At 39.5% G+C, this 25,465-nt stretch carries 27 protein-coding genes; 21 read left to right on the forward strand and 6 right to left on the reverse strand.

From position 1 onward, the window contains the following. Window positions 1-30: 30 nt before the first annotated feature. The 4 genes from glpT to WR49_RS20950 all read right to left on the reverse strand — a co-directional run bounded on the left by glpT (window position 31) and on the right by WR49_RS20950 (window position 3,176). On the reverse strand, window positions 31-1,401 hold the full coding sequence (glpT, locus tag WR49_RS06560; protein ID WP_046223467.1) for a glycerol-3-phosphate transporter: 1,371 nt from the start codon (window positions 1,399-1,401) through the stop codon (window positions 31-33). Window positions 1,402-1,787: 386 nt separating this feature from the next. Further along, the gene (locus WR49_RS06565; protein ID WP_016784030.1) at window positions 1,788-2,123 is read right to left on the reverse strand and encodes a hypothetical protein; all 336 of its coding nucleotides are present in this window, start codon (window positions 2,121-2,123) and stop codon (window positions 1,788-1,790) included. 106 nt (window positions 2,124-2,229) lie between these two features. Next, window positions 2,230-2,778, reverse strand: a complete 549-nt coding sequence (locus WR49_RS06570) for an N-acetylmuramoyl-L-alanine amidase (RefSeq protein ID WP_046223506.1) — start codon at window positions 2,776-2,778, stop codon at window positions 2,230-2,232. Window positions 2,779-2,789: 11 nt separating this feature from the next. Then, a complete protein-coding gene (locus tag WR49_RS20950) occupies window positions 2,790-3,176 on the reverse strand; it encodes a hypothetical protein (RefSeq protein WP_082082746.1) in 387 nt (128 codons plus the stop codon). 320 nt (window positions 3,177-3,496) lie between these two features. On the opposite strand from WR49_RS20950, the gene WR49_RS06580 reads away from it, so the two are divergent. From WR49_RS06580 to WR49_RS06665, 18 genes are all read left to right on the forward strand, one after another. Further along, complete coding sequence (locus tag WR49_RS06580) at window positions 3,497-4,549, forward strand: helix-turn-helix domain-containing protein (RefSeq protein ID WP_046223469.1); 1,053 nt, start codon at window positions 3,497-3,499, stop codon at window positions 4,547-4,549. Between the two features lie 96 nt (window positions 4,550-4,645). Next, window positions 4,646-4,966 (forward strand): hypothetical protein, encoded by a 321-nt coding sequence (locus WR49_RS06585; protein WP_046223470.1) that lies wholly within the window; start codon window positions 4,646-4,648, stop codon window positions 4,964-4,966. Window positions 4,967-5,381: 415 nt separating this feature from the next. Beyond that, the gene (gene rfbB, locus WR49_RS06590; protein ID WP_046223471.1) at window positions 5,382-6,479 is read left to right on the forward strand and encodes a dTDP-glucose 4,6-dehydratase; all 1,098 of its coding nucleotides are present in this window, start codon (window positions 5,382-5,384) and stop codon (window positions 6,477-6,479) included. Beyond that, a complete protein-coding gene (gene rfbA / locus WR49_RS06595; RefSeq protein WP_046223472.1) occupies window positions 6,479-7,351 on the forward strand; it encodes a glucose-1-phosphate thymidylyltransferase RfbA in 873 nt (290 codons plus the stop codon). Before rfbB ends, rfbA begins: the two co-directional genes overlap by 1 nt. Continuing rightward, on the forward strand, window positions 7,351-8,226 hold the full coding sequence (gene rfbD / locus WR49_RS06600) for a dTDP-4-dehydrorhamnose reductase (RefSeq protein ID WP_046223473.1): 876 nt from the start codon (window positions 7,351-7,353) through the stop codon (window positions 8,224-8,226). Before rfbA ends, rfbD begins: the two co-directional genes overlap by 1 nt. Before the next feature lie 2 nt (window positions 8,227-8,228). Continuing rightward, on the forward strand, window positions 8,229-8,768 hold the full coding sequence (gene rfbC / locus WR49_RS06605; RefSeq protein ID WP_046223474.1) for a dTDP-4-dehydrorhamnose 3,5-epimerase: 540 nt from the start codon (window positions 8,229-8,231) through the stop codon (window positions 8,766-8,768). Next, window positions 8,765-10,192: a lipopolysaccharide biosynthesis protein gene (locus WR49_RS06610; RefSeq protein ID WP_197078523.1), complete on the forward strand. Its 1,428-nt coding sequence runs from the start codon at window positions 8,765-8,767 to the stop codon at window positions 10,190-10,192. Before rfbC ends, WR49_RS06610 begins: the two co-directional genes overlap by 4 nt. A 15-nt stretch (window positions 10,193-10,207) precedes the next feature. Next, window positions 10,208-11,284, forward strand: coding sequence for a DegT/DnrJ/EryC1/StrS family aminotransferase (locus WR49_RS06615; RefSeq protein ID WP_046223476.1), 1,077 nt, complete (start codon window positions 10,208-10,210; stop codon window positions 11,282-11,284). Then, the gene (locus WR49_RS06620; protein WP_052715022.1) at window positions 11,281-11,904 is read left to right on the forward strand and encodes an acetyltransferase; all 624 of its coding nucleotides are present in this window, start codon (window positions 11,281-11,283) and stop codon (window positions 11,902-11,904) included. The genes WR49_RS06615 and WR49_RS06620 overlap by 4 nt, the downstream gene beginning before the upstream one ends. A gap of 12 nt (window positions 11,905-11,916) precedes the next feature. Further along, a complete protein-coding gene (locus WR49_RS06625) occupies window positions 11,917-12,819 on the forward strand; it encodes a glycosyltransferase (protein ID WP_052715023.1) in 903 nt (300 codons plus the stop codon). 143 nt (window positions 12,820-12,962) lie between these two features. After that, complete coding sequence (locus WR49_RS06630; RefSeq protein WP_197078524.1) at window positions 12,963-13,463, forward strand: acyltransferase; 501 nt, start codon at window positions 12,963-12,965, stop codon at window positions 13,461-13,463. 171 nt (window positions 13,464-13,634) lie between these two features. Continuing rightward, window positions 13,635-14,714: a glycosyltransferase gene (locus WR49_RS06635; RefSeq protein ID WP_046223477.1), complete on the forward strand. Its 1,080-nt coding sequence runs from the start codon at window positions 13,635-13,637 to the stop codon at window positions 14,712-14,714. Further along, on the forward strand, window positions 14,704-15,531 hold the full coding sequence (locus WR49_RS06640) for a glycosyltransferase family 2 protein (RefSeq protein WP_046223478.1): 828 nt from the start codon (window positions 14,704-14,706) through the stop codon (window positions 15,529-15,531). The genes WR49_RS06635 and WR49_RS06640 overlap by 11 nt, the downstream gene beginning before the upstream one ends. Next, window positions 15,525-16,556 (forward strand): glycosyltransferase family 4 protein, encoded by a 1,032-nt coding sequence (locus WR49_RS06645; RefSeq protein ID WP_046223479.1) that lies wholly within the window; start codon window positions 15,525-15,527, stop codon window positions 16,554-16,556. Before WR49_RS06640 ends, WR49_RS06645 begins: the two co-directional genes overlap by 7 nt. Further along, complete coding sequence (locus WR49_RS06650) at window positions 16,549-17,631, forward strand: hypothetical protein (RefSeq protein WP_156155664.1); 1,083 nt, start codon at window positions 16,549-16,551, stop codon at window positions 17,629-17,631. Before WR49_RS06645 ends, WR49_RS06650 begins: the two co-directional genes overlap by 8 nt. 3 nt (window positions 17,632-17,634) lie before the next feature. Further along, window positions 17,635-18,405: a glycosyltransferase family 2 protein gene (locus WR49_RS06655; protein WP_046223481.1), complete on the forward strand. Its 771-nt coding sequence runs from the start codon at window positions 17,635-17,637 to the stop codon at window positions 18,403-18,405. A 514-nt stretch (window positions 18,406-18,919) separates the two neighbouring features. Further along, the gene (gene tnpA, locus WR49_RS06660; protein WP_046223482.1) at window positions 18,920-19,195 is read left to right on the forward strand and encodes an IS66 family insertion sequence element accessory protein TnpA; all 276 of its coding nucleotides are present in this window, start codon (window positions 18,920-18,922) and stop codon (window positions 19,193-19,195) included. 62 nt (window positions 19,196-19,257) lie between these two features. Beyond that, complete coding sequence (locus tag WR49_RS06665) at window positions 19,258-20,286, forward strand: transposase (RefSeq protein ID WP_046223483.1); 1,029 nt, start codon at window positions 19,258-19,260, stop codon at window positions 20,284-20,286. Here the strand turns inward: WR49_RS06665 and WR49_RS06670 are convergent. Beyond that, on the reverse strand, window positions 20,283-20,609 hold the full coding sequence (locus tag WR49_RS06670; RefSeq protein ID WP_021024600.1) for a type II toxin-antitoxin system RelE/ParE family toxin: 327 nt from the start codon (window positions 20,607-20,609) through the stop codon (window positions 20,283-20,285). The genes WR49_RS06665 and WR49_RS06670 overlap by 4 nt on opposite strands. Next, complete coding sequence (locus WR49_RS06675) at window positions 20,584-20,814, reverse strand: TA system antitoxin ParD family protein (protein WP_021024601.1); 231 nt, start codon at window positions 20,812-20,814, stop codon at window positions 20,584-20,586. Before WR49_RS06675 ends, WR49_RS06670 begins: the two co-directional genes overlap by 26 nt. A gap of 278 nt (window positions 20,815-21,092) precedes the next feature. Between WR49_RS06675 and WR49_RS06680 the strand changes: the two genes are divergently transcribed. From WR49_RS06680 to WR49_RS06690, 3 genes are all read left to right on the forward strand, one after another. Next, window positions 21,093-22,259: a nucleotide sugar dehydrogenase gene (locus WR49_RS06680; RefSeq protein ID WP_046223484.1), complete on the forward strand. Its 1,167-nt coding sequence runs from the start codon at window positions 21,093-21,095 to the stop codon at window positions 22,257-22,259. A 10-nt stretch (window positions 22,260-22,269) separates the two neighbouring features. Next, window positions 22,270-23,274 carry an NAD-dependent epimerase gene (locus tag WR49_RS06685; RefSeq protein WP_046223485.1) on the forward strand — a complete coding sequence of 335 codons (1,005 nt, stop codon included), beginning with the start codon at window positions 22,270-22,272 and terminating at the stop codon, window positions 23,272-23,274. Window positions 23,275-23,622: 348 nt separating this feature from the next. Continuing rightward, window positions 23,623-25,164: a bifunctional GNAT family N-acetyltransferase/carbon-nitrogen hydrolase family protein gene (locus WR49_RS06690; protein ID WP_046223486.1), complete on the forward strand. Its 1,542-nt coding sequence runs from the start codon at window positions 23,623-23,625 to the stop codon at window positions 25,162-25,164. Window positions 25,165-25,465: the final 301 nt, after the last annotated feature.

Below are 25,465 nucleotides of genomic sequence, written 5' to 3' on the forward strand. Positions count from 1 at the left end.
GGTGTATTGATTTATTCAGTTAACTTTCAATTAAGCTAACGCTTCTTTCTCTCGTTCGAGATCTTTTTGTTTGTGGTGTGCACGCTCACCTAAGAAGGCGTAAAGCAGACAAATGATTGAAGCAACACAAGCACCGACCAAAATAATGAAACCACCATCCCAGCCGTAGTGATCCACCATAAAGCCAAGTACCGCATTGGCAGCAACCGCACCGCCTAAGTAACCAAATAACCCGGTGAGGCCTGCCGCCGTGCCCGCGGCTTTTTTCGGTGCCAGTTCGAGCGCATACAAACCGATCAGCATCACTGGGCCGTAAATAAGGAAACCAATCGCAATCAGTGCCAGCATATCAACCGTTGGGTTACCGGCTGGGTTTAGCCAGTACACCAATACGGCGACGGTGACCAAAACCATAAAGAGAATTCCAGCTGGTGCACGGCGGCCTTTAAACAGCTTATCTGAAATCCAACCACATAATAAGGTGCCCGGAATACCGGCCCACTCATACAAGAAGTAAGCCCAAGACGATTTATCCACCGAGAAGTCTTTCGCTTCTTTTAAGTAAACCGGCGCCCAATCGAGTACACCATAACGAATAAGGTAAACAAACGCATTTGCGATCGCGATAGACCACAACAACTTATTAGAGAAGACATACTTAAAGAAGATTTCCTTCGCCGTCATTTCTGTCTCATGGGATGTATTGTAGTCGTCTGGGTAATCGTTTTTGTGTTCTTCAATCGGTGGTAACCCGCAAGATTGAGGGGTATCTCTTACCGTAAACCAAACAAAAACAGCGACGAGAGTGGCAAAAAATGCAGGAACATAAAAAGCGGTGCGCCAGTCATCGTTGAAAGCCCAAAGCCCCAATAAAAACATTGGACCAATCAATCCGCCACCGACGTTATGAGCGACATTCCATACCGACACTATCTCGCCACGTTCTTTGCGTGACCACCAGTGAACCATCGTTCGCCCACAAGCTGGCCAGCCCATACCTTGAAACCAACCATTCAAAAACAGCAGGATAAACATCGCGGTAATGCTGCCGGTTGCCCATGGCATAAAGCCAAAGCAGAACATCACCAGTGCCGACATTAACAAGCCACCACTGAGGAAATAACGAGGATTGGAGCGATCAGACACGCTGCCCATTAAAAACTTTGATAAACCGTAAGCGATAGAGACGGCCGCCAACGCTACCCCTAGCTCTCCTCGGCTGAATCCCTGCTCAATAAGATAGGGCATCGCCAAACTAAAGTTTTTGCGGACTAAATAGTAACCCGCGTAACCAACGAAGATGCCGAGAAAAAGCTGCCAGCGTAATCGCGCATAGGTGCCATCAACCTTATCTGCTGATAAGCGATCGATATGCGCCATAGGTTTGAATATTCCAAACATAGAAACCTCATAAAAATTGGGCTTAAAACGTACAATAAATGCTCGAACGAACAAAGTTGATCATCATTCGAAAGTGCACGCATTGTATGTGCTTCAAAATTAATTTCTGTGATAGAGATTGTTATTAACAAAAAAGATCATTTAATACAGCATATTAGTTTCATTTAATTAGAACGAACTTCATGTTTTTGCTTGCGTGTTTTTAACCAAGGTGAGCATGAATGTGAGAAGTGATGAGTAAACGAGCGACAAAAAATAAAGAGCAGTAACGAGATGCGAGTGGCGAGATACGAAAAGCACCGCGCTTCGCATCCCGTTTACTCGCTACCCGCATCTGCTCTTTCAGCGCTTCGAATCCTGTTTACTCGTCACTCGCATCTGCTTTTCTATTTCTTAACCACGCCCCCTGTTAAGTACAAACCAATCGCCGCTAATACCGGATAGCCAAAGGCTTCATTGGTCATTTCCCCCAGCGGTTTCCAATCGTAGCCGTGCATACAACCCAAAATCACCATCACATGCAGTGCCACATAAGGAATGGTGAACAACAACACAATGTAGCGCTGCACTAACTTAAAAGGCTCGTAGGCTTTAAGCAGTGCCAGTTTGTGCTTCGCTTTTTCTTCATCAGTAAAAAACATCGCATCTCCGGTGTTGGTGAGTGCATCTAACCCTTTGTTAATGGAAGACTGGCTCCCAAATATTCGCCCGAACAATGTCATGCTGCTCCTTGGTTCGTTGATGGTTATATACCGCCTTTCTCGTCACTCCCGCTCTTAAGCCTTTCGCATCTCGTTTACTCGCATCCCGCTACTGCTCTTCGAATCCCTAATCAGCTCTTAGCCTCACCACCGGACACGCCTTATTCACCCCCCAATCTTTATGCCCCTTAACATTCTCATCAGAAATCAAAAACTGCTCTTGTAAGGCGGTCACTAAACCAAACAGTGCCTTACGCTGTGCAAGCGTGAAGTTATCTTCTGGTTGCAGTTCGGAATTACAACCACCGACCATGCAAACGCCAATATTGCCCTTGTTGTGTCCTTTCACATGCGCGCCGGTTTGCGACAGTGGTCTACCCAGTTCGACATCCCCATTGCGACGAATCACAAAGTGATACCCCACATCGCGCCAGCCTCTCTTTTTATGCCATCGGCGAATATCGGCGACGTGAACATCTTGCTCCGGCGGTGTGGCGCTGCAATGCACAGTAATAAAAGAGTAGGGCGGGCAATGAGGTAAGCGGAGTAACACCGAAACCAGGCTGAAAGAATAGGAGGCTGAAGGCAAACAAGGCTCTAACGAAGGGATGAACTCCACCTCGCCCGCTTGTTTTTCGGAATGAGCCTGCTTTTGCGAATCATCTCGCTCTTGCAAAACAGACGCGGCTAACGGCTGGTGTGGAACTCGATCAGTTGCTGGTGGAGTGTTTGACAAAATAAATCCTCTTGTTGTTGTAACCAGGTGACTAAAAACGTTGATAACGAACCTTTTAAATCAGGGTGTAATGCGATGTGTTGTCGCAAACTCGCGGCTACGGTTTTTGCATAACCAGCGTGGTGACTGACATAACGTAAATACATCACGCAATAACCCAGTGGCTGGCTTCGCCGCGCTCGGCTGATCATCCAACACATGTCCTCATAGCTGGGATCTTCCAAGAGCAAGTCTTCGAAATACGCTTTTTCAAAGTGCAAGCCTTCAAAATATCGGCATTCGATGCTCGCCATGCCCGGCTGGTACGCTGAAATAAAAAGAGAAACTATCGCCTTCATTAAGCACCTTATTGCTGTATGGGGAGGGCAATGTACTTCAAGGCTTTTGATTGGGGTTGGCGGCAATAACGCGAAAAAGAAAGAACGCAGAAAAGTGAGAGGTGCTTCGAAGGTTATCATCTTAAGTAATGTTCTTGTTGCATATCAATGAGAGCACAAAGGAAAAACACGTTTTGTTACTTTTTATCTCGCCCCACCTTAGCCCCCAAAGCTCCGAAAAGTGTTGTTAATGCCTTTTTCATCAATGGTTATGCATATCTATCCGCTTTTATAGCGAGAACGATTTAAGTAGATAGACCCATTAACAAGGAGCGTTATTCATGTGTGTTTCCCTCATTCTCTCTTTCATCCCATTAAAAACCGGCTCGCCGATAAGCAAGTTGGTGTTATTAAAGTTAGCCGACAATGCCGACGCGCGTGGTGTGTGTTTTCCATCCTTAAATTACTTAGCACAATATTGCGAAGTATCGGTAAGAACCGTGAAACGACATCTTAACGAGCTAGAAAAACAAGGGTTTGTGAAGCGGATAAAACGGTTTGATAACAAAGGCCGTCAGCGCAGCAATTTGTATCAATTACGCCTACCTAACGGCTGCCATATTGAACAGAGTGATTTAGACCGATCGGACGTCGATAAAGCCGAGAGCGAGAAACCGGAACTCAACCCAAGCCTTCCACAAAGTGACCATTCAGACACCCACCAGGGTGACTTAAGATCCAACACGGAGAGTGATCGCCCGGCACACATAATCTTTCATAAAGAACATAAAACAGATATCAGCTTGAAAAGCGGCATGGTAAACGACGCCGATATTCTTGATACCCCCAACGGCTCTGAAGAACATGCGATCTCCATACCTACAACCCAAAAAGAAGCCGTGATTGATCTGCTTACCGAAGAGGGCTGCGCACCGATTTATCATGAGTTCTACGAAATATTAAAATGCACCTACCCGAAGTTAGATGTGCTGCAAGAACTGCATGCCATGCAAGCTTGGTTGTACATCAACCCCGACAAGCGCAAACCCTTTGAGCATATCGGCCACTTTGTGAATGGTTGGCTAAGAAGAAGTGCCCAAGCCAAAACCAAACGAGGTTTAACGCCTGTGCTTCAGCAAACAAAAGGCGCCAAGCAAACCCAAACGGTTAAACAAAAAAGAGCGGTTAAACCAACAGACACCAATAAACCGACAGCTGATCTCCACCATGCGCATTCGCTCCAAAGCGACCAAGTTGAAAATAAGCAGCAACAACCAACACCGGTCTCTCAGGCCCTAGCGGACTACAAAGCCAAAAGCACCACCAACCCGTTTGAGGCGCGTATCAAGGCCCTAATTCAATCCAAATCGACGAGTGCCGACCCCAAGCAGTGAGAACCTGTATTTCATAGTAATTAAAGGCTTAGATTAGCCAAAGCGAACACAGACATAAAAACGTCAAGAGACAAAGGTAAAATTAGGAGAAGGCACATGGACGATACCAACCTAAAAAAGCTGACAACGGAAGAAAAGGTCACCATTTTGGAAAAGGAGGTCGCGCGAGTAGAAGGACGCATCGGCGAGTTCTTAACTTTGCTAGTGAATCATTATCCACAAGGGTTAACACGTACAGAAATTAAGGCCTTGTTGGCGGTGAACAATAATGAAAGTTTTGTCTCACTTTATAGAAACGGTAAAATTTTCATTGATATAGAAAAGCGCTACTGCGACGCAGCACAAGAAAACCGGTACCACATAGGGACTAAGTTTCTGCAAGACGTACAATGTTTTCGCTGGGTGAATGCTTGGTAAGATGTTCGACCACTTCGCTTATAAATCAAGCTGGTTAATATGCACTTACTTTGCTAGAATCCCCTGCGCAAAACAGCCACGGATAGCTGGGGGGATGCATTCACCCCGTAAATACCTTGCCTTTAGGAGCCAAACCTAAGGGCGGTAGCGTGCCTGAATCTTAATTTGTGGCAAGTTACAAGCGCTACAAGCCGCAGAAAAACGGCTCTCTATGAGCCTATTGGGGTCCTTTTTTAAAAGTAAGTAAAACCTAGGTTTTATAAGGGATTGTCTAAAGTTGACTGTCTCAAAATGAATAAAAAGTGTCTCAGTGGCTTAACATTGACTGAGGCGTTTTCGTGAGATTAACCTCAAAAAATTCTATACACATTCACGTTCGTGAGTTGTTCTAAGCAATATACTACAAGAGAAAACTATGAAGATCCTCGTCACTGGTGGTGCTGGCTTTATCGGCTCTGCAGTCATTCGTCATATCATCAAGAACACATCTGACAGCGTAGTCAACGTTGATAAACTCACTTACGCAGGTAATTTAGAATCTCTTATCGAAGTGGATTCGTCTGAACGCTATGCTTTTGAGCAAGTCGATATCTGTAACCGTACAGAATTAGATCGAGTGTTTGAAGAGCACAAACCAGATGCAGTCATGCACTTAGCAGCTGAATCGCATGTTGACCGTTCAATCACTGGCCCAGCCGCATTCATCGAAACCAATATTGTCGGCACGTACACCTTGTTAGAAGCAACTCGAGAGTACTGGAATACGCTTGAAGAAAGTACAAAGTCAGAGTTTCGTTTTCACCATATCTCGACTGATGAAGTGTACGGTGACCTCCCGCACCCTGATGAGGCGCCAGAAGGCTCCGACCTGCCGATGTTCTTAGAAACAACCTCGTATGAGCCATCAAGCCCATACTCGGCGTCTAAAGCATCGAGTGATCACCTAGTGCGTGCATGGTTGCGCACTTATGGATTGCCAACGATGGTAACCAACTGCTCTAATAACTACGGCCCATACCATTTCCCAGAGAAGCTTATACCGTTGGTTATCCTCAATGCACTAGAAGGCAAAGATTTACCTATTTATGGCAAAGGCGACCAAATCCGTGACTGGCTGTTTGTGGAAGATCACGCCCGCGCACTCTACAAAGTGGTGACGGAAGGTGAAGTAGGCGAGACCTACAACATCGGTGGTCACAACGAGAAGAAAAACCTCGAAGTCGTGAATACGATTTGTGACATCCTAGATACGTTAGTACCGAAAGACTCGAAGTATGCAGAGCAAATTACGTACGTTCAAGACCGTCCAGGTCACGACCGTCGATATGCGATTGACTCGAGCAAAATGCAGCGTGAACTAAATTGGACGCCTGAAGAAACGTTTGAAACCGGTCTTCGTAAAACGGTGCAATGGTATTTAGATAATTCTAAGTGGTGTCAAAACGTGCAAGATGGTAGCTACCAACGTGAGCGTTTGGGTGTAGAAACAACGGAAACTAAGGAAAGAAAATAATGAAAGGGATCGTTCTTGCTGGTGGCTCTGGCACGCGTTTATACCCATTGACGCGCGGCGTATCAAAACAACTCTTGCCTATCTACGATAAACCAATGGTGTTTTACCCAATTTCGACACTAATGTTAGCTGGCATTAAAGACATATTGATTATCACCACACCAGAAGACAACGCAGGGTTCCAACGTCTACTGGGTGATGGTTCTGAGTTTGGTATTAATCTTGAGTACGCGATTCAGCCAAGCCCTGATGGCCTAGCACAAGCGTTTATCATCGGTGAAGAGTTCATTGGTAATGACAGCGTGTGTTTAGTTCTGGGTGATAATATCTTCTATGGTCAATCCTTTTCTAAAACACTACAAAGTGCTGCTTCAAGAGAGTCGGGCGCGACTGTGTTTGGTTATCAAGTCAAAGATCCAGAACGCTTTGGTGTGGTCGAATTTGATGAAGACATGAAGGCTGTTTCGATTGAAGAAAAGCCTGAAAAACCAAAATCCAATTACGCAGTAACTGGTTTGTATTTCTATGATAATCGTGTGGTGGAAATGGCTAAGCAAGTGAAGCCATCGCACCGTGGCGAGTTAGAAATTACCACACTGAATGAAATGTACTTAAATGACGGTTCACTGAACGTAGAATTACTCGGTCGTGGTTTTGCATGGTTAGATACCGGTACACATGAAAGTCTTCATGAAGCTTCTTCTTTCGTTCAAACGATTGAGAACGTACAAGGCTTAAAAGTCGCGTGTCTAGAAGAGATTGCTTGGCGTAACGGTTGGCTAAGTGATGAGCAAGTTCTGACTTTAGCTAAACCAATGATGAAAAATGATTATGGTCAATACCTGAGCCGTCTAGCAAGGGATTCTAAATAATGCGAGTATTAGTTACCGGTTGTAATGGTCAAGTGGGGCACTGTTTAGTAAACCAACTAGATAACAACGTTGAGCTTTTAGCCGTGGATAGAAAAGAACTTGATATCACAAATCGTGATGCCGTTTTCACTCTTGTTTCAGAGTTCAAGCCTGATTTCATTATCAATGCCGCCGCGCATACAGCCGTTGATAAAGCGGAAGAAGAAGTTGACCTGTCTTACGCAGTAAATCGCGATGGGGCAAAGTACCTAGCAGAAGCAGTCAACAATGTGGGTGGTACAGTACTTCATATCTCTACAGATTATGTCTTCCCTGGAAACAAACAAGGTGTCTATTCTGAAGAGGATGAAACGGGTCCATTAAGCGTTTACGGAAAAAGTAAACTAGCGGGTGAATTAGCGCTAGCAGAAGCGAATGAGCGTCATATCATCTTAAGGACTGCTTGGGTTTTTGGTGAGCATGGCAACAACTTTGTGAAAACGATGCTGCGTTTGGGCAAAGATAGAGAGGTTCTCAGTATTGTTGGAGACCAGTATGGCGGGCCAACTTACGCAGGGGATATTGCACAAGCACTCATTGCTATAATGAATAAACTGTCAGTAGACAATGTGTCTACTCTGTATGGTGTTTATCATTTTTCAGGTGCACCTCATGTGAGTTGGTGTGAATTCGCACAAGATATTTTCCAACAAGCTGAGACTAAGCAGTTATTGAAAGCACCGACTCTCACTTCAATCACAACGGATATGTACCCAACACCTGCAGTTCGACCAGAGAACTCTAAGATGAATTGCGACAAAATTCAGCGCAATTTTGGTATAGCTCCTTGTAATTGGCGAGCAGCTTTAGACAATATTGAAGGATATATGGCTTAAACATGAAAGTAATTGATACGAAAATCCCTGACGTAAAAATTATAGAACCAGCAGTGTTTGGTGATGAGCGCGGCTTCTTTATGGAAACGTGGCAACAAAAGAAGTTCGAAGAGTTGGTCACAGGTAAGCCGACTCAATTTGTTCAGGATAACCATTCTAAGTCAAAGAAAGGTATTTTGAGAGGTCTGCATTACCAAACTGAAAACACTCAAGGCAAGTTAGTTCGCGTGGTGTCTGGTGAAGTGTTTGATGTAGCGGTGGATGTTAGAAAAGACTCGCCTACATTTGGTCAGTGGGTTGGAGTTTACCTTTCCGCTGAAAATAAACGACAGCTTTGGGTGCCAGAAGGCTTTGCTCATGGATTTTATGTTACTAGCGATGAAGCTGAGTTTGTTTATAAATGTACAGATTATTACAACCCTAAAGTAGAGATATGTATACAGTGGAATGATGCTAGCATTAATATTAACTGGCCACTAATTGGTGAGCCTACTCTTTCTAAAAAGGATCAGTTAGCAATAAAATTAAGTGATTTCTGTTGAATAATATAAGCAAAAAAGATGTCAAGACAGGCCTCATTTGGAGTGCTATCGATAGTTTAGGTACCCAGGTAGTATCTTTGATTATTAACTTAATATTAGCAAGGCTTTTGGGGCCTAGTATATTTGGACTAGTTGCATTACTATCTGTTTTTACAGCCATTGGCAATGTATTTGTCAACAGTGGATTTTCACAAGCCTTAATTAGAAAAACTGAAAGAACAGAGGCTGATTTTTCAACCACATTTTATTTCAGTTTAACTGTCTCTATCGTAAGTTATTTGTTTTTTGTTTCCGTATCACCAGCGATCTCTAGTTTTTATAATGAACCTGAGTTAAATAGTTTAACAAAGTATATTCTTCTGACGATAGTTATCAATTCGTTAGGAACAGTACCGAGGGTTAAGCTAACAGTGGAATTAAATTTCAAACTGCAGACACTATGTAGTTTGATTTCACTTTTTTTGTCAGGTTTGACCGCATTTATATTAGCATATTTAGATTATGGAGTTTGGGCACTAATTTCATTTCAAATAACACTAGCATCAATTAATGTTATGCTACTCAATATACTTGTTCCTTCTCTGCCTAAGACAAAATTTAGCCGTAAGTCTTTTCGAGAATTGTTTGGATTTGGTTCAAAGCTTTTAGTTTCTGGACTAATAGATACCGTATATAGGAATGTCTATAGTATCATTATAGGAAAGCAATTTAGTAGTGTGCAGTTAGGTTTGTTTAATCAAGCGGAAAAAATTTCTAGTTTGCCTGCGATTACCTTGGCTTCTATCATACAAAAGGTAAGTTACCCAACTTTAAGTAGAATAAAAGATAATAAGGTGAGATTGGAATCCTCCTATTTACTAGTAATTAGACTAACAGCTCTTGTTATTTTGCCAATAATCTTGTCTATATCTATAATAGCAGAGCCTTTAGTAAGAGTCTTACTTGGAAAAGACTGGATTTTAGCTGCCAATTATATAGAAATAATCACGGTAGCTTTTGTTTTATATCCTTTACATGCGATTAACTTGAGTTTAGTTCAAGTTAAAGGTCGCTCCGACCTATTTTTGAAAATAGAGATAATAAAAAAGATTTCTTTAAGTATTATATTGTGCGTAACCGTACCAATGGGTATTGAGGCGATGTGTTACGGAATGGTACTTAATTCAATAATGGCTTTCTTTATTAATACATCTTATGTGGGAAGATTGTCTTCATTAGGCACATATAAGCAACTCAGAACTATAGTGCCTTACATATTTGTATCTTTTGTTGTTGCAATTTATGTTATGAATGTGGGTGATCTTTTTGAATCAGATTTTCTTTTAATTGTAAGTAAGCTTGTAGTATATTTTTCACTATACATTTCTACTATATGGATAATAGAAAGAAAGTTTTTAAGTGATGTAATTAGTCATATTAAATAATATAAAGAGATAGTAATGATAGCTTTAAATAGTCCAGTTAAACCTAATTTAAATCATTTAAATAACCTATTAGAAAAAATAAATGGCAACGGTTGGTATACTAACTTTGGGCCGATACAACAGGAACTAACTGAGAGATTAGAAGAGTTTTTGGGTGTGTCAAATCTTCTCTTGACAAACAACGGTACTACAGCGTTGCAAGTAGCCGGGCGTGCTATAGGAAGCAAATCAATATTGACCACTCCATTCTCTTTTGTTGCCACCACAAGTGCATTTAAATGGCAAGGTGATGATGTATCTTTTAGTGATATTAATTCAGAGACTTTAAATATATGTACAGGCTCAATATTGAAGGCTTTAGATAGTGGTTGCAAAAGTGATACTTTAGTAGCTACTCATGTTTACGGAAACCCTTGTAATGTTAAAGAAATAGATTCAATAAGTAATAATAAAGAAGTGAAAGTAATATATGATGCAGCGCATGCTTTTGGTGTAAAATTGGCTGGAACATCTATTTTAAACTTTGGCGATGCTAGTACACTGAGTTTTCATGCGACGAAAGTTTTTCATACAATTGAAGGTGGTGCGATAGTCTTTAAAAATCCGGAAGATTTAAAGAAAGCGCGAGAAATCATAAACTTTGGTATTAGTCCTGGTAAAGGAGTCGTGAGAGTTGGGATTAATGCAAAACTAAATGAATACCAAGCAGCAGTAGGGTTAGTTAATTTGCTTGAAATAGACAATATATTAAACTACCGTGCAGAGTTATTTGACTTATATCGAGAGGGTCTAAAATCTATTGTAGATTTACCTTTGTGGCATGAGGAGTCTACTAAGAATGGAGCTTATATGCCTATTTTACTTCCTGATAGTAAAAAGCTCAAACTAGTTAAAGAAACCCTCGATAAAAATAATATCCAAAGTCGGCATTATTTTGAACCATCACTAGACACGATATTCTTTGATTCAAAACATTACGGTACAAAAAATAGTCACATGGCTGCTGAGAGAGTGCTGTGCTTGCCAATGCATGCTCATCTTGAAAAGAGTGACATAACTAAAGTTATCAGTAAAATAAAGAGTGTAATATGAATGATATCATACTGTTTGGGGCCGGAGGTTGTGCCAAAGAAGTTGCTAATTCAATCATGTTGGATAGCATAAATTGCAAAATTATTCTTTTTGATAACGTATCAACCGAAGTTTGTAACGTTGTAGAAAATAACTTCTTACTGTTACGCTCGTATGCTGACTTAAAAGTATTAGATAGTGGCATAATAGTCTGCGTTGGAAACCCTCACAGGAAAATAGTATCGGACAAAATTAAAGAGCTAAATATGCATGAAGTTGGTTATATTTCTAACTCATGTACTATTGGTCACTTTAATAACATTCATGATACTGCTGTAGTTTTGCAAGGAGCAACTATTACTATTGATGCAACTATTGGGCGTTCAACATTAGTAAATAAATCAGTTTTGATCAGTCATGGGGTAAAAATAGGCGACTATGTAGAGATTTCACCGAATGCTACGTTGCTCGGTGACTGTGAGGTTGGTGACTCTACCCAAATTGGAGCTAATGCGACTATTCTACCAAGAGTTAAAATTGGCAAGCATTGCATAATAGGCGCTGGAGCTGTGGTTACTTCAGATATTAAAGATTACAGTACTGCAGTAGGTGTGCCAGCTAAAGTACTTTCAAAAAACTAGCGAAAATTTTTAATGATTGATGAAAAGTCTATAAAGAGTAGTTGGAACTACGAAGATATTGTCTATGCAAGCATAGTTTGTGTTACATATAATCAAGATTGTTTTTTAGAAAAGACTTTAAAAAGTTTAGTCGAACAAAGAAGTAATTATCGTTTTGAGATAATTATCCATGATGATGCATCAACAGACAATACCACTATTATACTGAATAAATACAAAGAGAAGTACCCTTCCATAATAAAAGTTATAAGGCAAAAAGAAAACCAATACTCTAAAGGTGGTTTTAGACCATTATATTATGCTTCATCTTATGCTAGTGGTAAGTATTTAGCTTTTTGTGAAGGCGACGACTATTGGATAAATAATGAAAAACTAAATAAGCAAGTGGAAATTTTGGAAAATGATGGTTCCGTTTCACTTGTTCACACTAACTACTTAGAGCTCCGTAATAATATTGAGAAAAAGAGAGCACTTGGTGATAGTTATCCAATAAGTACAGTAAGTAGTTTACTGAAGTCTAATACTGTTGGTACCTTGACTGCTTGCTTCAGACGTGAAGATTTAATTGAATTTACAATTTTGGTGGAAGAAGAGTCAAAGGAGTGGCGCCTTGGAGATTTACCATTGTGGTTGTATTTGTCAGGTAAAGGAGATATTACTTATTTAAAAGAAGAGATGGCAGTATATAGGGTTTTAAATGAATCTGCTTCGCATTCAAAAAATAAAAACAAGAAGTTAATGTTTATATTAAATTCACTTTACATAAAGCTTTTCTTTATTGAATACTATAAATTGAGCTTTAGTTATAAAGTCAGAATATTAATTGGCGCATTAAGGAATTTGATGAAATACCCAACTCTGAATAAAGAGGTTTTAGAGTTTTATATGAAAATTTTAAAAAGGTTAATAAGATGAGGAAGTTGTCAAGATTTTTCCATCGAATAAATAGAATAATTTCGTTGATACGATATTCCATAATAAATCCCTTATTGATGAGTGGGAAATGCATAAACTATTATTATTATAATGCAAAAATATCAGGCTTATGTAATATTACGTTGGGTAGTCATAACATTTTTAAAAAATTCTCAGTACTGCATTCAGATTCTTGGGACAAAAACCAAAAAATATTCATCGGTAACAACTGCACCTTTTCTAGTTATGCTTTAGTTTATGCTCATGGTGGCGTAATAGAAATAGGAGATGATGTGCATATAGGGAACCGTACACAAATTCAAGGCCGAGGAGGTGTGTGTATAGGTTCAGGAACATTAATAGCTGCTAACACATTTATTTCATCGTCGAATCACGATATATCACAACCATTGTCAAACGATTATTTGATTAATGAAGTTGGTTCTAAGACCGAAATTGGCCGTAAAGTGTGGATTGGAGCTAATTGTGTTGTTACTGCAGGGGTTAGTATTGGTGATTATTCGGTTATAGCAGCAGGCTCTGTTGTTACTAAAAATGTAAAGGCTTACAGAATGGCAGCAGGAGTCCCCGCAAAAGAAATTAAAAAGTATTGCTTTTCTCAGAAAGCATGGATAAAGATCTAGATTTTCTATAGTCATCGTATAATTTCTCTTAAATTTTTTTAACTTGAATTATTTATATCTTGCGAGCTAGAACTATCTAGGGAGTTAGGAAACCAGTTCACCTATAATAGGCTAATATAGAGTCTATTTTTCATCAAATTATGTATAAAACTCTTTGAGGGTTATTTTGTTATGGTTGTCATTTCATACCACATTAATAAATCTACAGGTGTTGGAGGTATTGAAAATTTTATTCGCTCAATACAAAATATAGCAGTTAGTAAAGAATATAAAACAGCTGAAATTTATCATGGAATTTGTGGCGATGAAGTTAGTTCTGATAACAGTTTAGTAAGTTATTATAAATTGAGGGAAACTATGTTTTCTCTTGATAGCAAGATAAACAATAACTTAAGAAAGGTTGAATTATATAGTTCAATTAAAAACTGCTTGCAAGGTAAAGAAAGTATAGTGTTTTTGTTCAATCCTTTTGATCTGCTATTTATACCTAATAGTGTGCTTAAGCGCTCTAAAGTGATAATTGTACAAGCAAACAAGGTTGACTCAATATTTAGAACAAAACGAGCTAGATTGGCCTTGTTTTTAAAAGAAAAATATATCGATTTAATAACAGTCTATACATCAAATGACCAAATTGCTCTTTTAAGATACTATCCTAATTTGAGTAATAAAGTAAGAGTAATTCCTCGAGGATGTAAGCTCGTTACTGGACAGTTTGTAGTCAAAGACTGCAAAAAACTAGTAACCATAGCTAGAATTCAAGAGACACAAAAAAATTTCGATAGTATGTTAGATATAATGAAAACCTTACCTGAAGGGTATTCTTTAGATATTTACGGTGCTGGTGACATAGATGAAGTCGAAACCCTTAAGTTGAAAATAAAAAAGCATAATAATGTAAGTTTTAAGGGGTTTGCTTCTGATGTGAAAAATGTGTTGCACGATTATTCTGTATTTTTAATGACTTCGCACTACGAAGGCTTCGGTCAAACTTTAATTGAGGCTAGAAGCCAGGGGTTGCCTATTGTTGCATTTGAAACGTTCGAAGCATTGAGTTGGATTGTAGATAATGGTATATCGGGTGAAATTGTAGAAAGTTACAACAATGACGAATTCAAACAGGCCATCCTAAAAATTACCAATGACGATGTTGTTTATCAAAGCTATTCTGAAGCGAGTTTAATTAAAGCTCAAGATACTGAGATGAGCAGAATCAATGATATGTGGATGGGTATTTTGAATGAATACTAAAAATTTACATATTTTAATTGTTGTCTACAATGAATCCTTAGATAATTGTACATCTCTTCTTTCAATTATAAATTCTGATATTATATCTAGATTTAATGGGAGTCTAAAGATTACTATTGTCAATAATGGGCCTAATAGGGTTTCTTTTCCGGATTATCTAGTTAATTATAATTATGCTATAACATTGCTTCAACCTCTGAAAAACTTGCCTTTAAGCAAAATATATAACGAAACAATTATAAATAGTGATTCTGATTATTATATGATATTGGATCATGATTCGAATCTATCTCCTGAGTATTTATCTGATGTCGAAAAAATTTGCAATGATGAATTTATACACTATTTGTCAGTACCAATTATATATGATGATAAAGGAATAGTAAGTCCAATTTTCACTAGGGAATCAATAGCCGATATTAAGTGTGATGACTTAGTTACCGGTATAGGTAGCGGAATCATTATTAGCTCAATTTTGAAAATGGATTTTTTAGAGAAATACAATGAAGTATTTGATGGTCGATTTGCTCTTTATGGAGTAGATACCTCATTGTTTAGGAGATTAAAAATACTCAATAATACTAATAGAATTAACTATATTAGAGGCTTCGATCATTCTTTTTCAAAAGATACAGCTGAGCATAAGAGCCAATTTAGAATGAATGAACGAGCTATAGATGTTGGTATATCTCTTAGATATTACTTTAGTGTTGATTTGTTTGTGTATTTTTTACATTTGTGTTTTAAGTACTTTAATATAGAATCATTTATCTTGTTAATTAAATATTTTGTTTTAGGAAAACATCCGAGATGTTGAAAAAAAAAGTATTGATGTTATTGCCTTCATTAGAGCCAAGGTCACCTATAAATCTAGCTTTAAGTATTGCATTTGAATTGGCTGAGAAATATAATTTTGAAATTGCATATTTTAATGAAACAGAGCATAAAGTTGATGTAAATAATATTCCCGTGTTTAAATTGAGTCTCTTTAGTGATGGTAAGGTGCTCCGGAAATTCGACATAGTTCATGCCCACTTGTTTAGGCCTAACATATTTGTTGCAATAAATAGTAAATACATCAATAAATCAATTACAACATTGCACTCTGACATATATAATGATTTAGCGATGAGTCATAATTTGTTGGTTTCTAATCTATTCGGTTCCATCTGGAAATATAGCTTAAGAAAGCATGATGCTGTTGTATTTCTAAATAGTAATCAGATGGAAAAGTATAAAAATAATAGCTTCACTAGTCAATTAATACCTAACGGTTTTAAGAAGATAGAGGTTATTAAAAAGCAAACTATAAGTTCAGAAAATAAAATTGTGATTGGAGCTTGTTGTAACGCGGTTAAAATAAAAGGGTTAGATCAGGTTATTCGCGCTTTAAAGGAGGATTCTTCAAATCGTTTAGAATTTGTCTATGTTGGAGACGGGCCTGAGTTAAAGCAACTCCAACAGTTAACTGTCACAAATGGTGTTGAGAATAAAATAAAATTTGTCGGCCGCGTCGATAATGTCATGGAATATTTAACAAATTTTGATATTTATATTTCCACTTCACATTCTGAAGGGATGCCTATTTCTCTAATTGAAGCTGCGTCAGCGAGAATTCCAATTGTATCAACTGATATACCGAGCATTCGTTCCATTTTTGACGATGACGAAGTTGTTTTTTATAAGTTAAATGACATATCAGATCTGCTTGATAAATTGTTCTCATGCCATAAGGACAGGAGAAAGTACGCAGAAAACGCTTACAAGAAATACGAAGAAATGTATATGCTTTCACATATGCTAGATAATTATGATAAACTCTATAGGTCAGTTAATGGCTGATATTAATAAAGAGAATCAAGTAGTTACGCATGCTCTTATTGGTTCTTCTTTTTTTCTAATATATGCGCCAGTTAGTCCTGTTTCAATATGGATATTGTGTTTAATACTAATTTGTATTATGAAACGAAGGCTGAAAGTTAATACTAATATTCTGTGCGCATTATTGGTTTTTTTATCTCTAACGATAAAAACATATTACTTTAGTAACTCATTATCATTTCAACCTATTTATTATTTGATTCTATCGTTTGCTGTATATTTAATATTTGAAAGTTACTCTAGTTATTTTAATGTTAATTCTGCAGAAAGGAGTATTAGATCATTTACTATATTTATGCTGGTGTTTTGTAGTATAGATACTGTTTTAAGGTTTGTATATCCAAACGAGCTTTCAATCTTTACTGAAGACGGAAGTAAATTTTGGTTTTACCAGTATAAAACATCTTGGATACTTAGTGATTCAAATAGCGTAGCAATTCTGTTGTTAAATTGCTTATTTTTAAGGTTGGTGTTCCACTTTAAATACTATAATAGAATCGATTACAGTATTATTAATTTTCTGGTTTTTGTGCTAATTTGTTTGACCTTATCAAGGGCTGCTATACTTGCCGCTATATTAGGATTTGGATTTATTATTTTTTACAAAGGTCGTAACATATATTTTAAGCTCGGATTTCTTCTACCTGCCCTTACTTTATTGCTATCCTATTTTCTCTATTTAGTAGTTGGTTTTTCAGCTTCTGATGGCTCTGGTAGTACTAAATTGCACGAGTTTGGTGCTGTGGTTAGTTTTATAGAAAATTCAACCTTGAGCAATCTTCTTTTTGGTGTTGGTTTTGGTAATGGTGAACTATATTCAGGGCGTTATTTACATGGTCTTTATAGTAAACTTGTTATTGAAGGTGGGTTAATAGCTACCCTGGTTTTTTGTTTGGCAATTTTATTCATTGTATTACGTAATCGCCATGTTTCATTATACTTATTTCCGTTGATTGTTTGCTCTTTTTCTTTTTCGTTTTATATAGTTGTGCCTTTCTACATAGCGTCAATCATGCTACTTTTTGTTGAGAACTAGAATATGAATTTATTTATTTCAATTATTTCACATAACCATATTGATTTAATTAACACCCTAGACACAGTAAGGAAATTGTCAAGTAGCTATCATATAGTTATTAAAAATAATGTAAAAGGTGATATCCTGAGCACGTTACCTGAATCAACTAATATTCATGTAATTAATGAAAACTTTAATAAAGGTTTTGGTGAGAACAATAATCTGGTTTTTGATTATTGTAAGGAAAAGCTTGGTATGTCTGATGAGGATTTTTTCTTGATTTTGAACCCTGATATCATAACTGATACTGATGTAATCAAAAACTGGTGTGAATTGGCTGTTGGTAATGATGCTAAGATAAGTACAGTAAACTTATACAAAGATCGTCAGTTTATGGATTACGATAATAATATTAGAAATTTTCCTACACCATTAGATTATGTAAAATCTTTTTTACTTGGTAAGAGTGGTTATCATATAGATAAAGCTAAAATATTTGATACTTCTCATTGTGATTGGGCTGCAGGATCGTGTATTTTATTCCGCGCCGGACATTACCGTTTCTTGAATGGATTTGATATAAACTACTTTATGTATTGTGAAGATATCGATATATGCTTTAGAAGTAAAATGCTTGGCTTTCCTATAGTTTATTTCCCTAACGTTAAAATTGTTCATTTAGCTAATCATAGTAATAGAAAAATATTTTCTAAGCATTTTATATGGCATATTAAAAGTATACTTAGATACTTAGCAACTAGTTATTTATTTCGATTTCGGTTAAAAAAGTAGACTTACATGAAAAATATAAATAATTTTGATATTATTAGGTTGCTCTTAGCTGTAATTTTTGTCTTTTTTCACTTGGGTATCCTTACCAATAACTATTATCTATCATTTTTCCCTAGTACATTTGCGGTTAAATCATTTTTGTCATTAGCGGATTTTTGATTGTTGGAAGTTATAATAAGGATTCGAGGTTACAAAGGTATATACTAGCAAGAATGTTTAGGTTGTATCAATTATATATATTGGTTGTATTCTCATGTTTTATTCTATTGTTCGCAATTTCTACATATAACTTATCAGACCATATATTTAAAGGTGGGATTAGTTATTTATTATCAAATGTTTTATTTTTAAACTTTCTCGAACCTAGTCTACCTGGAGTATTTGAAGTGCGTAACGTAATGTCTACTGTTAATGGGTCTCTTTGGACCTTATTCGTAAGCGCGTCATAAACACCGCATTCTAATCGTCTAGCCCGAATAATAAGATCAAACCTCCAACCCAAAGGAGATTTGAAATGGCTAAACGACGCACTAACCAAGAGTGGCGTACCCTGTTCGAGCAATATGAATCCAGCCAACTATCACAACGATTATTCTGTGAACGTAACGGCCTCAGCCTTTCCACTTTTTATGCTAAGCGCCAACAATTAAAGCACATCGAAAAACCGAACGCGGTTGGCTTTGTTAAAGCCGAAGTCGTTGAAAAGACCACAAAGTATCAAGCCACTCACGTTGCAGTGGCCAACATGACACTGCTTGTCAAAGATAACACAGGACACCCATGTATTTGACAGGCTTTAAATCCTAACTAGTCTTATTTTATCTATTTAGATTTTGTTTACTGGTGTTCAGGATGACTCAAGCACGTTCAACTCAAGTTTCTCTACAAGATACAGCGTATTACCACTGTATTTCACGGTGTGTACGTCGTGCGTTCTTGTGTGGTGAAGACCATTATTCAGGGCAAAATTTTGAGCATCGTCGAGTTTGGTTGGTCGAGCGAATGAGGTTGCTTAGCCAAGTGTTTGCGATTGATGTGTGTGCCTATGCCATTATGTCGAATCACTACCATTTGGTGTTGCATGTTAATACAGCGTCGGCGGAATCTTGGAGTGACGAAGCGGTCGCTCAGCGTTGGACTGCCTTATACAAAGCGCCTTTGCTTGTGAGCCGTTGGCTTGGTGGTGATTTAAAATCTAAAGTTGAAATCAATAAAACGCTTGAGCTTATTGATGAATGGCGTGAGCGTCTGCAAGACATCTCTTGGTTTATGCGTAACCTAAATGAATATATGGCTCGTGAAGCCAATAAAGAGGAAGCTTGTACAGGCCGGTTCTGGGAAGGTCGTTTTAAGTCTCAAGCTTTGTTGGATGAAAAAGCCCTGCTAAGCTGCATGGCGTATGTAGATTTGAACCCGGTTCGCGCTGGCATGACACAGTCGCTTGAAGAATCTGAATTTACTTCAATCTATGAACGCATTCATTCAGTGGCCTGCAAAGGCGATAAAGGAAAAGGCGAGGTCGCCTCTTTACCCGCTAAAGGTTTGGCGGGCTTTTTAGGGAGTGAACGAGAAATGCAGCCCTCGGTATTTTCCAAGATAGGTGGTATTGAGTTCTCTTTGTTGGATTATTTAGCCCTAGTAGAAGCATTAGGCCAAGTGGTGAGGCCAAACAAGCGTGGTTATATTCCACCTTGTCACAATACACTGCTTGAGCGGCTCAATATGAATGCCGAAGAGTGGCTGAAGCTTTCAGAAAGCTTTGGTGGCAAATTTCGCTGTGCTGTTGGGGCGGCTAAAGAGCTGGAAAGCTACGCATTGCACACCAACCGAGCCTGGGTGTCAGGACAAAGTTTGATGAATGTTACCCAGCGCTTGAATTAAGATTGGATAAATTTCAAATCTGTTTTTCGTTTGTTCTTGAGCTTCTGGTAAAAGTTTTCGTGCGAGTCTAAGTGAAGAAGATAGATCTCAAGCTTATTCTCGACCCATGAATAACCTAACAGCGCGAGTTGATTGTTAAGCTGAAATTTGTGAACACGCATATGAGAAAGATCCCCTTTCTTCTGTTCGCCTATTTCTGGGTGCTCAACAATCTTTTCTATTTCATCTTCCACGATGGTTAATAGGGTATCAGGAAGTTTAGCTAATGCTTTTTCAAAGCGACGTGATTCGTAAATATCAATGTTTCTTTGTTCTTCGCACATAACGCTTTGCCAGGCCTTGTTTAACTTCTTGATTTGCAAGTAGAGATTCTTTTACAAATTCATAGGGTAAATCTGGGTTATCAATCATGATTTGTCCGATTTTGGCCCAATACTCGATTTGTTTTGGTACTGAACGATTTTCGGCTTCTGCGTGCACCTTGGCTTGGCTCACGAAGTTTTCATCGAGTCTTACACTGGTCGCCATAATGAGTTACCTAAGTTGTCTATATTTAACCCAATTATGCGACAATTTGTTGCATTGGTCAATCAAGGACGGGATCATAATATTCCACCGAGTCAAAATACGCGCTGAGCTGTGAAATATAAAGGTCGATGCTTACGCTGTCTGAAAGTTTGTAATCTTTAGCTCGTGATACCTCTAATCAATGGTTTCCTTGTACGCCTTATGTAAAATTAGGGTCGAAACAAGGTGTACTTTTTGAAAATTTAAAATTAATTACTCTTTAAACAGTTGGCTTAATTATGAAAATTGCTATTGCTGGAACAGGCTATGTTGGTCTGTCTAATGCGATGCTGCTTGCTCAGCATCATGACGTTGTTGCGGTGGATATCATCGCTGAAAAAGTAGAGATGCTGAATAACAAGCAGTCTCCGATTGTGGATACGGAAATCACCGATTTCTTGGCAAATAAGCCGTTAAACTTCACCGCAACTTTAGATAAAAAAGCGGCGTATCAAAACGCGGAATTCGTCATTATCGCTACACCAACGGACTACGATGTTGAAACCAACTACTTCAACACCTCTTCCGTTGAGGCGGTAATTAAAGATGTGATGGCGATTAACCCAAATGCAGTGATGGTGATCAAATCAACTGTGCCTGTGGGTTATACCGCGCGTATTAAACAAGAGCTAGAATGTGAAAACCTGATGTTCTCGCCAGAGTTCTTGCGTGAAGGCAAAGCGTTATACGACAACCTGCACCCATCTCGTATTGTGGTCGGTGAGCGCTCTGAACGTGCTCAAGTTTTTGCGAACTTGTTGTTAGAAGGCGCGGTTAAAAAAGACGTTGAAATTTTGTATACCGATTCAACCGAAGCCGAAGCGGTTAAGCTGTTCTCTAACACTTACTTAGCGCTGCGCGTTGCTTACTTTAACGAGCTAGACACCTACGCCGAGTCACACGGGCTAGATACGCGTCAAATCATCGATGGCGTCTGCTTAGACCCTCGTATTGGTTCGCACTATAATAACCCTTCGTTTGGTTACGGCGGTTACTGCTTACCAAAAGATACCAAGCAGTTGCGCGCCAACTACTCGGATGTACCAAACAATATTATTGGTGCGATTGTCGATTCGAATACCACACGTAAAGATTTTATTGCTGACTCTATTATTAAGCGCAACCCGAAACGTGTGGGTATTTATCGCTTAGTCATGAAGTCAGGCTCTGATAACTTTCGCGCGTCCAGTATTCAAGGCATTATGAAGCGCTTGAAAGCGAAAGGCATTGAGGTTGTAGTGTTTGAACCTGAACTTAAAGAAAAAGAGTTCTTCCGTTCATTAGTGCTCACCGATTTTGAGCAATTTAAATCAAGCTGTGATGTGATTGTCTCAAACCGCATGGCTCAAGAACTGGCGGATGTAAAAGACAAAGTGTACACACGTGATCTATTCGGTTCAGATTAAGGAATAAAAAATGAAGTATTTGGTAACGGGCGCGGCGGGTTTTATCGGCAGTGCAGTCGCAGAGCAGCTAACGGCGAAAGGCCACACGGTGGTCGGTGTCGATAACCTGAATGACTACTACGATGTGGCGTTGAAAGAGGCGCGTTTGGCGCGTATTCAACATAACAACTTTACATTAGTTCAGTTAGACATTGCTGACCGCGATGGTGTCGCTAGCTTGTTTGAAACCGAGCAGTTTGATCAAGTGATTCACTTGGCTGCACAAGCGGGGGTTCGCTATTCAATTGAAAACCCACACGCCTACGCCGATTCAAACTTAGTCGGTCATTTGAACATTCTTGAAGGGTGTCGTCACAATAAAGTGAAGCACTTGGTGTACGCCTCTTCAAGCTCGGTTTACGGGTTGAATGCGAAAACACCGTTTGCAACGTCAGATTCGGTTGATCACCCGGTTTCACTGTACGCCGCAACCAAGAAGTCGAATGAGCTGATGGCGCACAGCTACTCTCACCTATACGACATTCCAACCACCGGCCTGCGCTTCTTTACTGTGTATGGTTCGTGGGGCCGCCCAGATATGGCACCGTTTATCTTCACTAAGAAGATCCTCGATGGCGATACTATTGATATCAATAATAACGGTGATATGTGGCGTGATTTCACGCACGTGAACGACATTGTTGAAGGTGTGGTGCGTATCGCAGATGTAGTACCAACGCGTGATAACGATTGGACCGTAGAAGCGGGTTCCCCTGCAACCAGCTCTGCGCCTTATGCGGTGTATAACATTGGTCACGGTTCACCAATCAACTTGATGGATTTTGTAAAGGCGATTGAAGACGAACTCGGTATTGAAGCGAAGAAAAACTTCCGCGAGATGCAGCCTGGTGACGTTTACCAAACTTATGCCGATACACAGGACTTGTTTGCCGCAACAGGTTACACACCTAAAGTAACGGTAAAAGAAGGCGTTGCTGAGTTTATCCAGTGGTACCGTGAGTTTTACAACAAGTAGAATAAGTTGCAGTAGGCTACTTGATTAGTGTATCGATAATATTGCTTATTAACGTTGTCGGTGTCGGTGACGAGTAGATTAAAAATGGCCAAGTTCATAACCTGAACTTGGCCATTTTTGTTTGTGTCGCGCAGTCGTTAATAGTCATGATCCGGTTTATCCGTGAAAGCGCTAATGAGTTAATCAACGGCAGTAATGGTGGATTTATCAGCAACAGCAATAACCGGTTTATCAATGAGCACAATGACAGGATGACGCGCTGATCTTACTCTCGGTCAGGTGTATGTCTCGGTCAAAATATGGCATTCTCATTGTTACTGTTTAAAAAGGACACATGGATAGTAGGATATGGATACCAACTCGCATCAACTCTCTTTACGCACCATTGAGCCATCGGATTACACCGAGCTCGCGGCATTAATGGATCTCGTCTTTCCTGATGTTGGAGGGGCGTGGCCACGCTTGACCATCCTGGATCTGATTCATCAGTTTCCTGATGGGCAAATTTGTATTGAAGATAACGGCAAGATCATCGGCGCGGCTTTGACGATTAAGGTGAATTACAATCGCTTTTCTCTCCCTCACCTTTATACGGACATCATCACGGAAAACAACGTGATTCAGAACCAAGTGACAGGTGATGCCATGTATGGCTTGGATGTCTTTGTGCACCCCGATTACCGAGGGCTCCGTTTGGGCCGCCGTTTGTATAATGCTCGTAAAGAACTGTGCCGGAGCAAGAACTTTAAAGCCATATTAGCGGGCGGTCGCATTCCTCATTACCACGAACATGCGAATGAACTGAGCGTGGCGGAATACATCGATAAAGTAAAACGTCGTGAACTTCATGATCCCATTTTGTCGTTTCAGTTAGCGAATGATTTCGATGTGAAACGAATTATGCGCGGTTACCTACCCGAAGACGACGCATCCAAAGGGTACGCCACGCTGCTGGAGTGGGATAATTTCTTCTATGAGGAAGACATTCAATCGGTTCACGATGTAGAGAAAAACCTGATCCGCATTGGCGTTGTTCAGTGGCAAATGCGTGCCATGAACGATTTAGAAGATTTGCTCGATCAAGCGGAGTTCTTCATTTCTTCTCTGGCTAACTACCAAGCTGACTTCGCGCTGTTCCCTGAATTTTTTAACGCGCCACTGATGGGGCTGAAAAAAGAACAAAACTCGGTCGAGGCCATCCGTTTTCTCGCCGGCTTCACAGAAGAGATCAAATCTCGCTTTTCTCAATTAGCGGTAACCTACAACATCAATATCATCGCCGGTAGCATGCCGATTATTGAAGAGGACGGTAAGTTGTATAACGTCGCTTACCTACTGCAGCGTGACGGGAGCATTAATGCTCAGTACAAAATCCACATCACGCCTCATGAACAAAGAGATTGGGTGATTGATGGTGGCGACAAGGTACAGGTGTTTGATACGGATGCAGGTAAAGTGGGCATACTCATTTGTTACGACAGTGAGTTCCCGGAGCTGGGCCGAATGATGGCGGAGCAGGGCGCACAAATTGTGTTTGTACCGTTTTGGACGGATACCAAAAATGGTTACCAGCGCGTTCGTATTTGTTCACAAGCGCGAGCGATCGAGAATGAATGTTATGTGGCGATTGGTGGCAGTGTTGGCAACTTACCTCGCGTTGATAATGTCGATATTCAATACGCACAGTCCGCCGTGTTCTCACCCTCAGATATTTATTTCCCGCACGATGCGACATTGACAGAAGCCAGTGCCAATACCGAAATGATCATTTTTGCAGATGTCGATTTAACGAAGCTTAAGCAGCTTAATATGGAAGGATCGGTCACTAACTTACGCCACCGTCGACTTGATTTATACGGGGGCTTTACGAAGGAAAGCAAGGCTGAATAGTGTGGGTTTGGGTTGGTTAAAGTTTATGTGGACCAAGGTTTATGTCGGGCAAGTTTTCTGTAGGCTAAGGTTCATGTAGACCAAGTTTCATGTAGACCAAGCTTCATGCAGGCTAAGGTTAAAGAGGCTAAGGTTAAAGAGACTAAGATTTCTGTAAATAAGTGGTTGTGAATGGTCAGGTGATATGGCTAAAAACTAAAGCGGCTCCAGACAGGCTGGAGCCGCTTAACTGAATACCGACAGCGACGTAAGCGTTTTATAACCACACAAGGTTTATAGTCGCAGCCCAAGCTTGCTTGTC

Source organism: Vibrio sp. ECSMB14106, from assembly GCF_000972265.1.
Classification (GTDB): Bacteria; Pseudomonadota; Gammaproteobacteria; order Enterobacterales; family Vibrionaceae; genus Vibrio; species Vibrio kanaloae.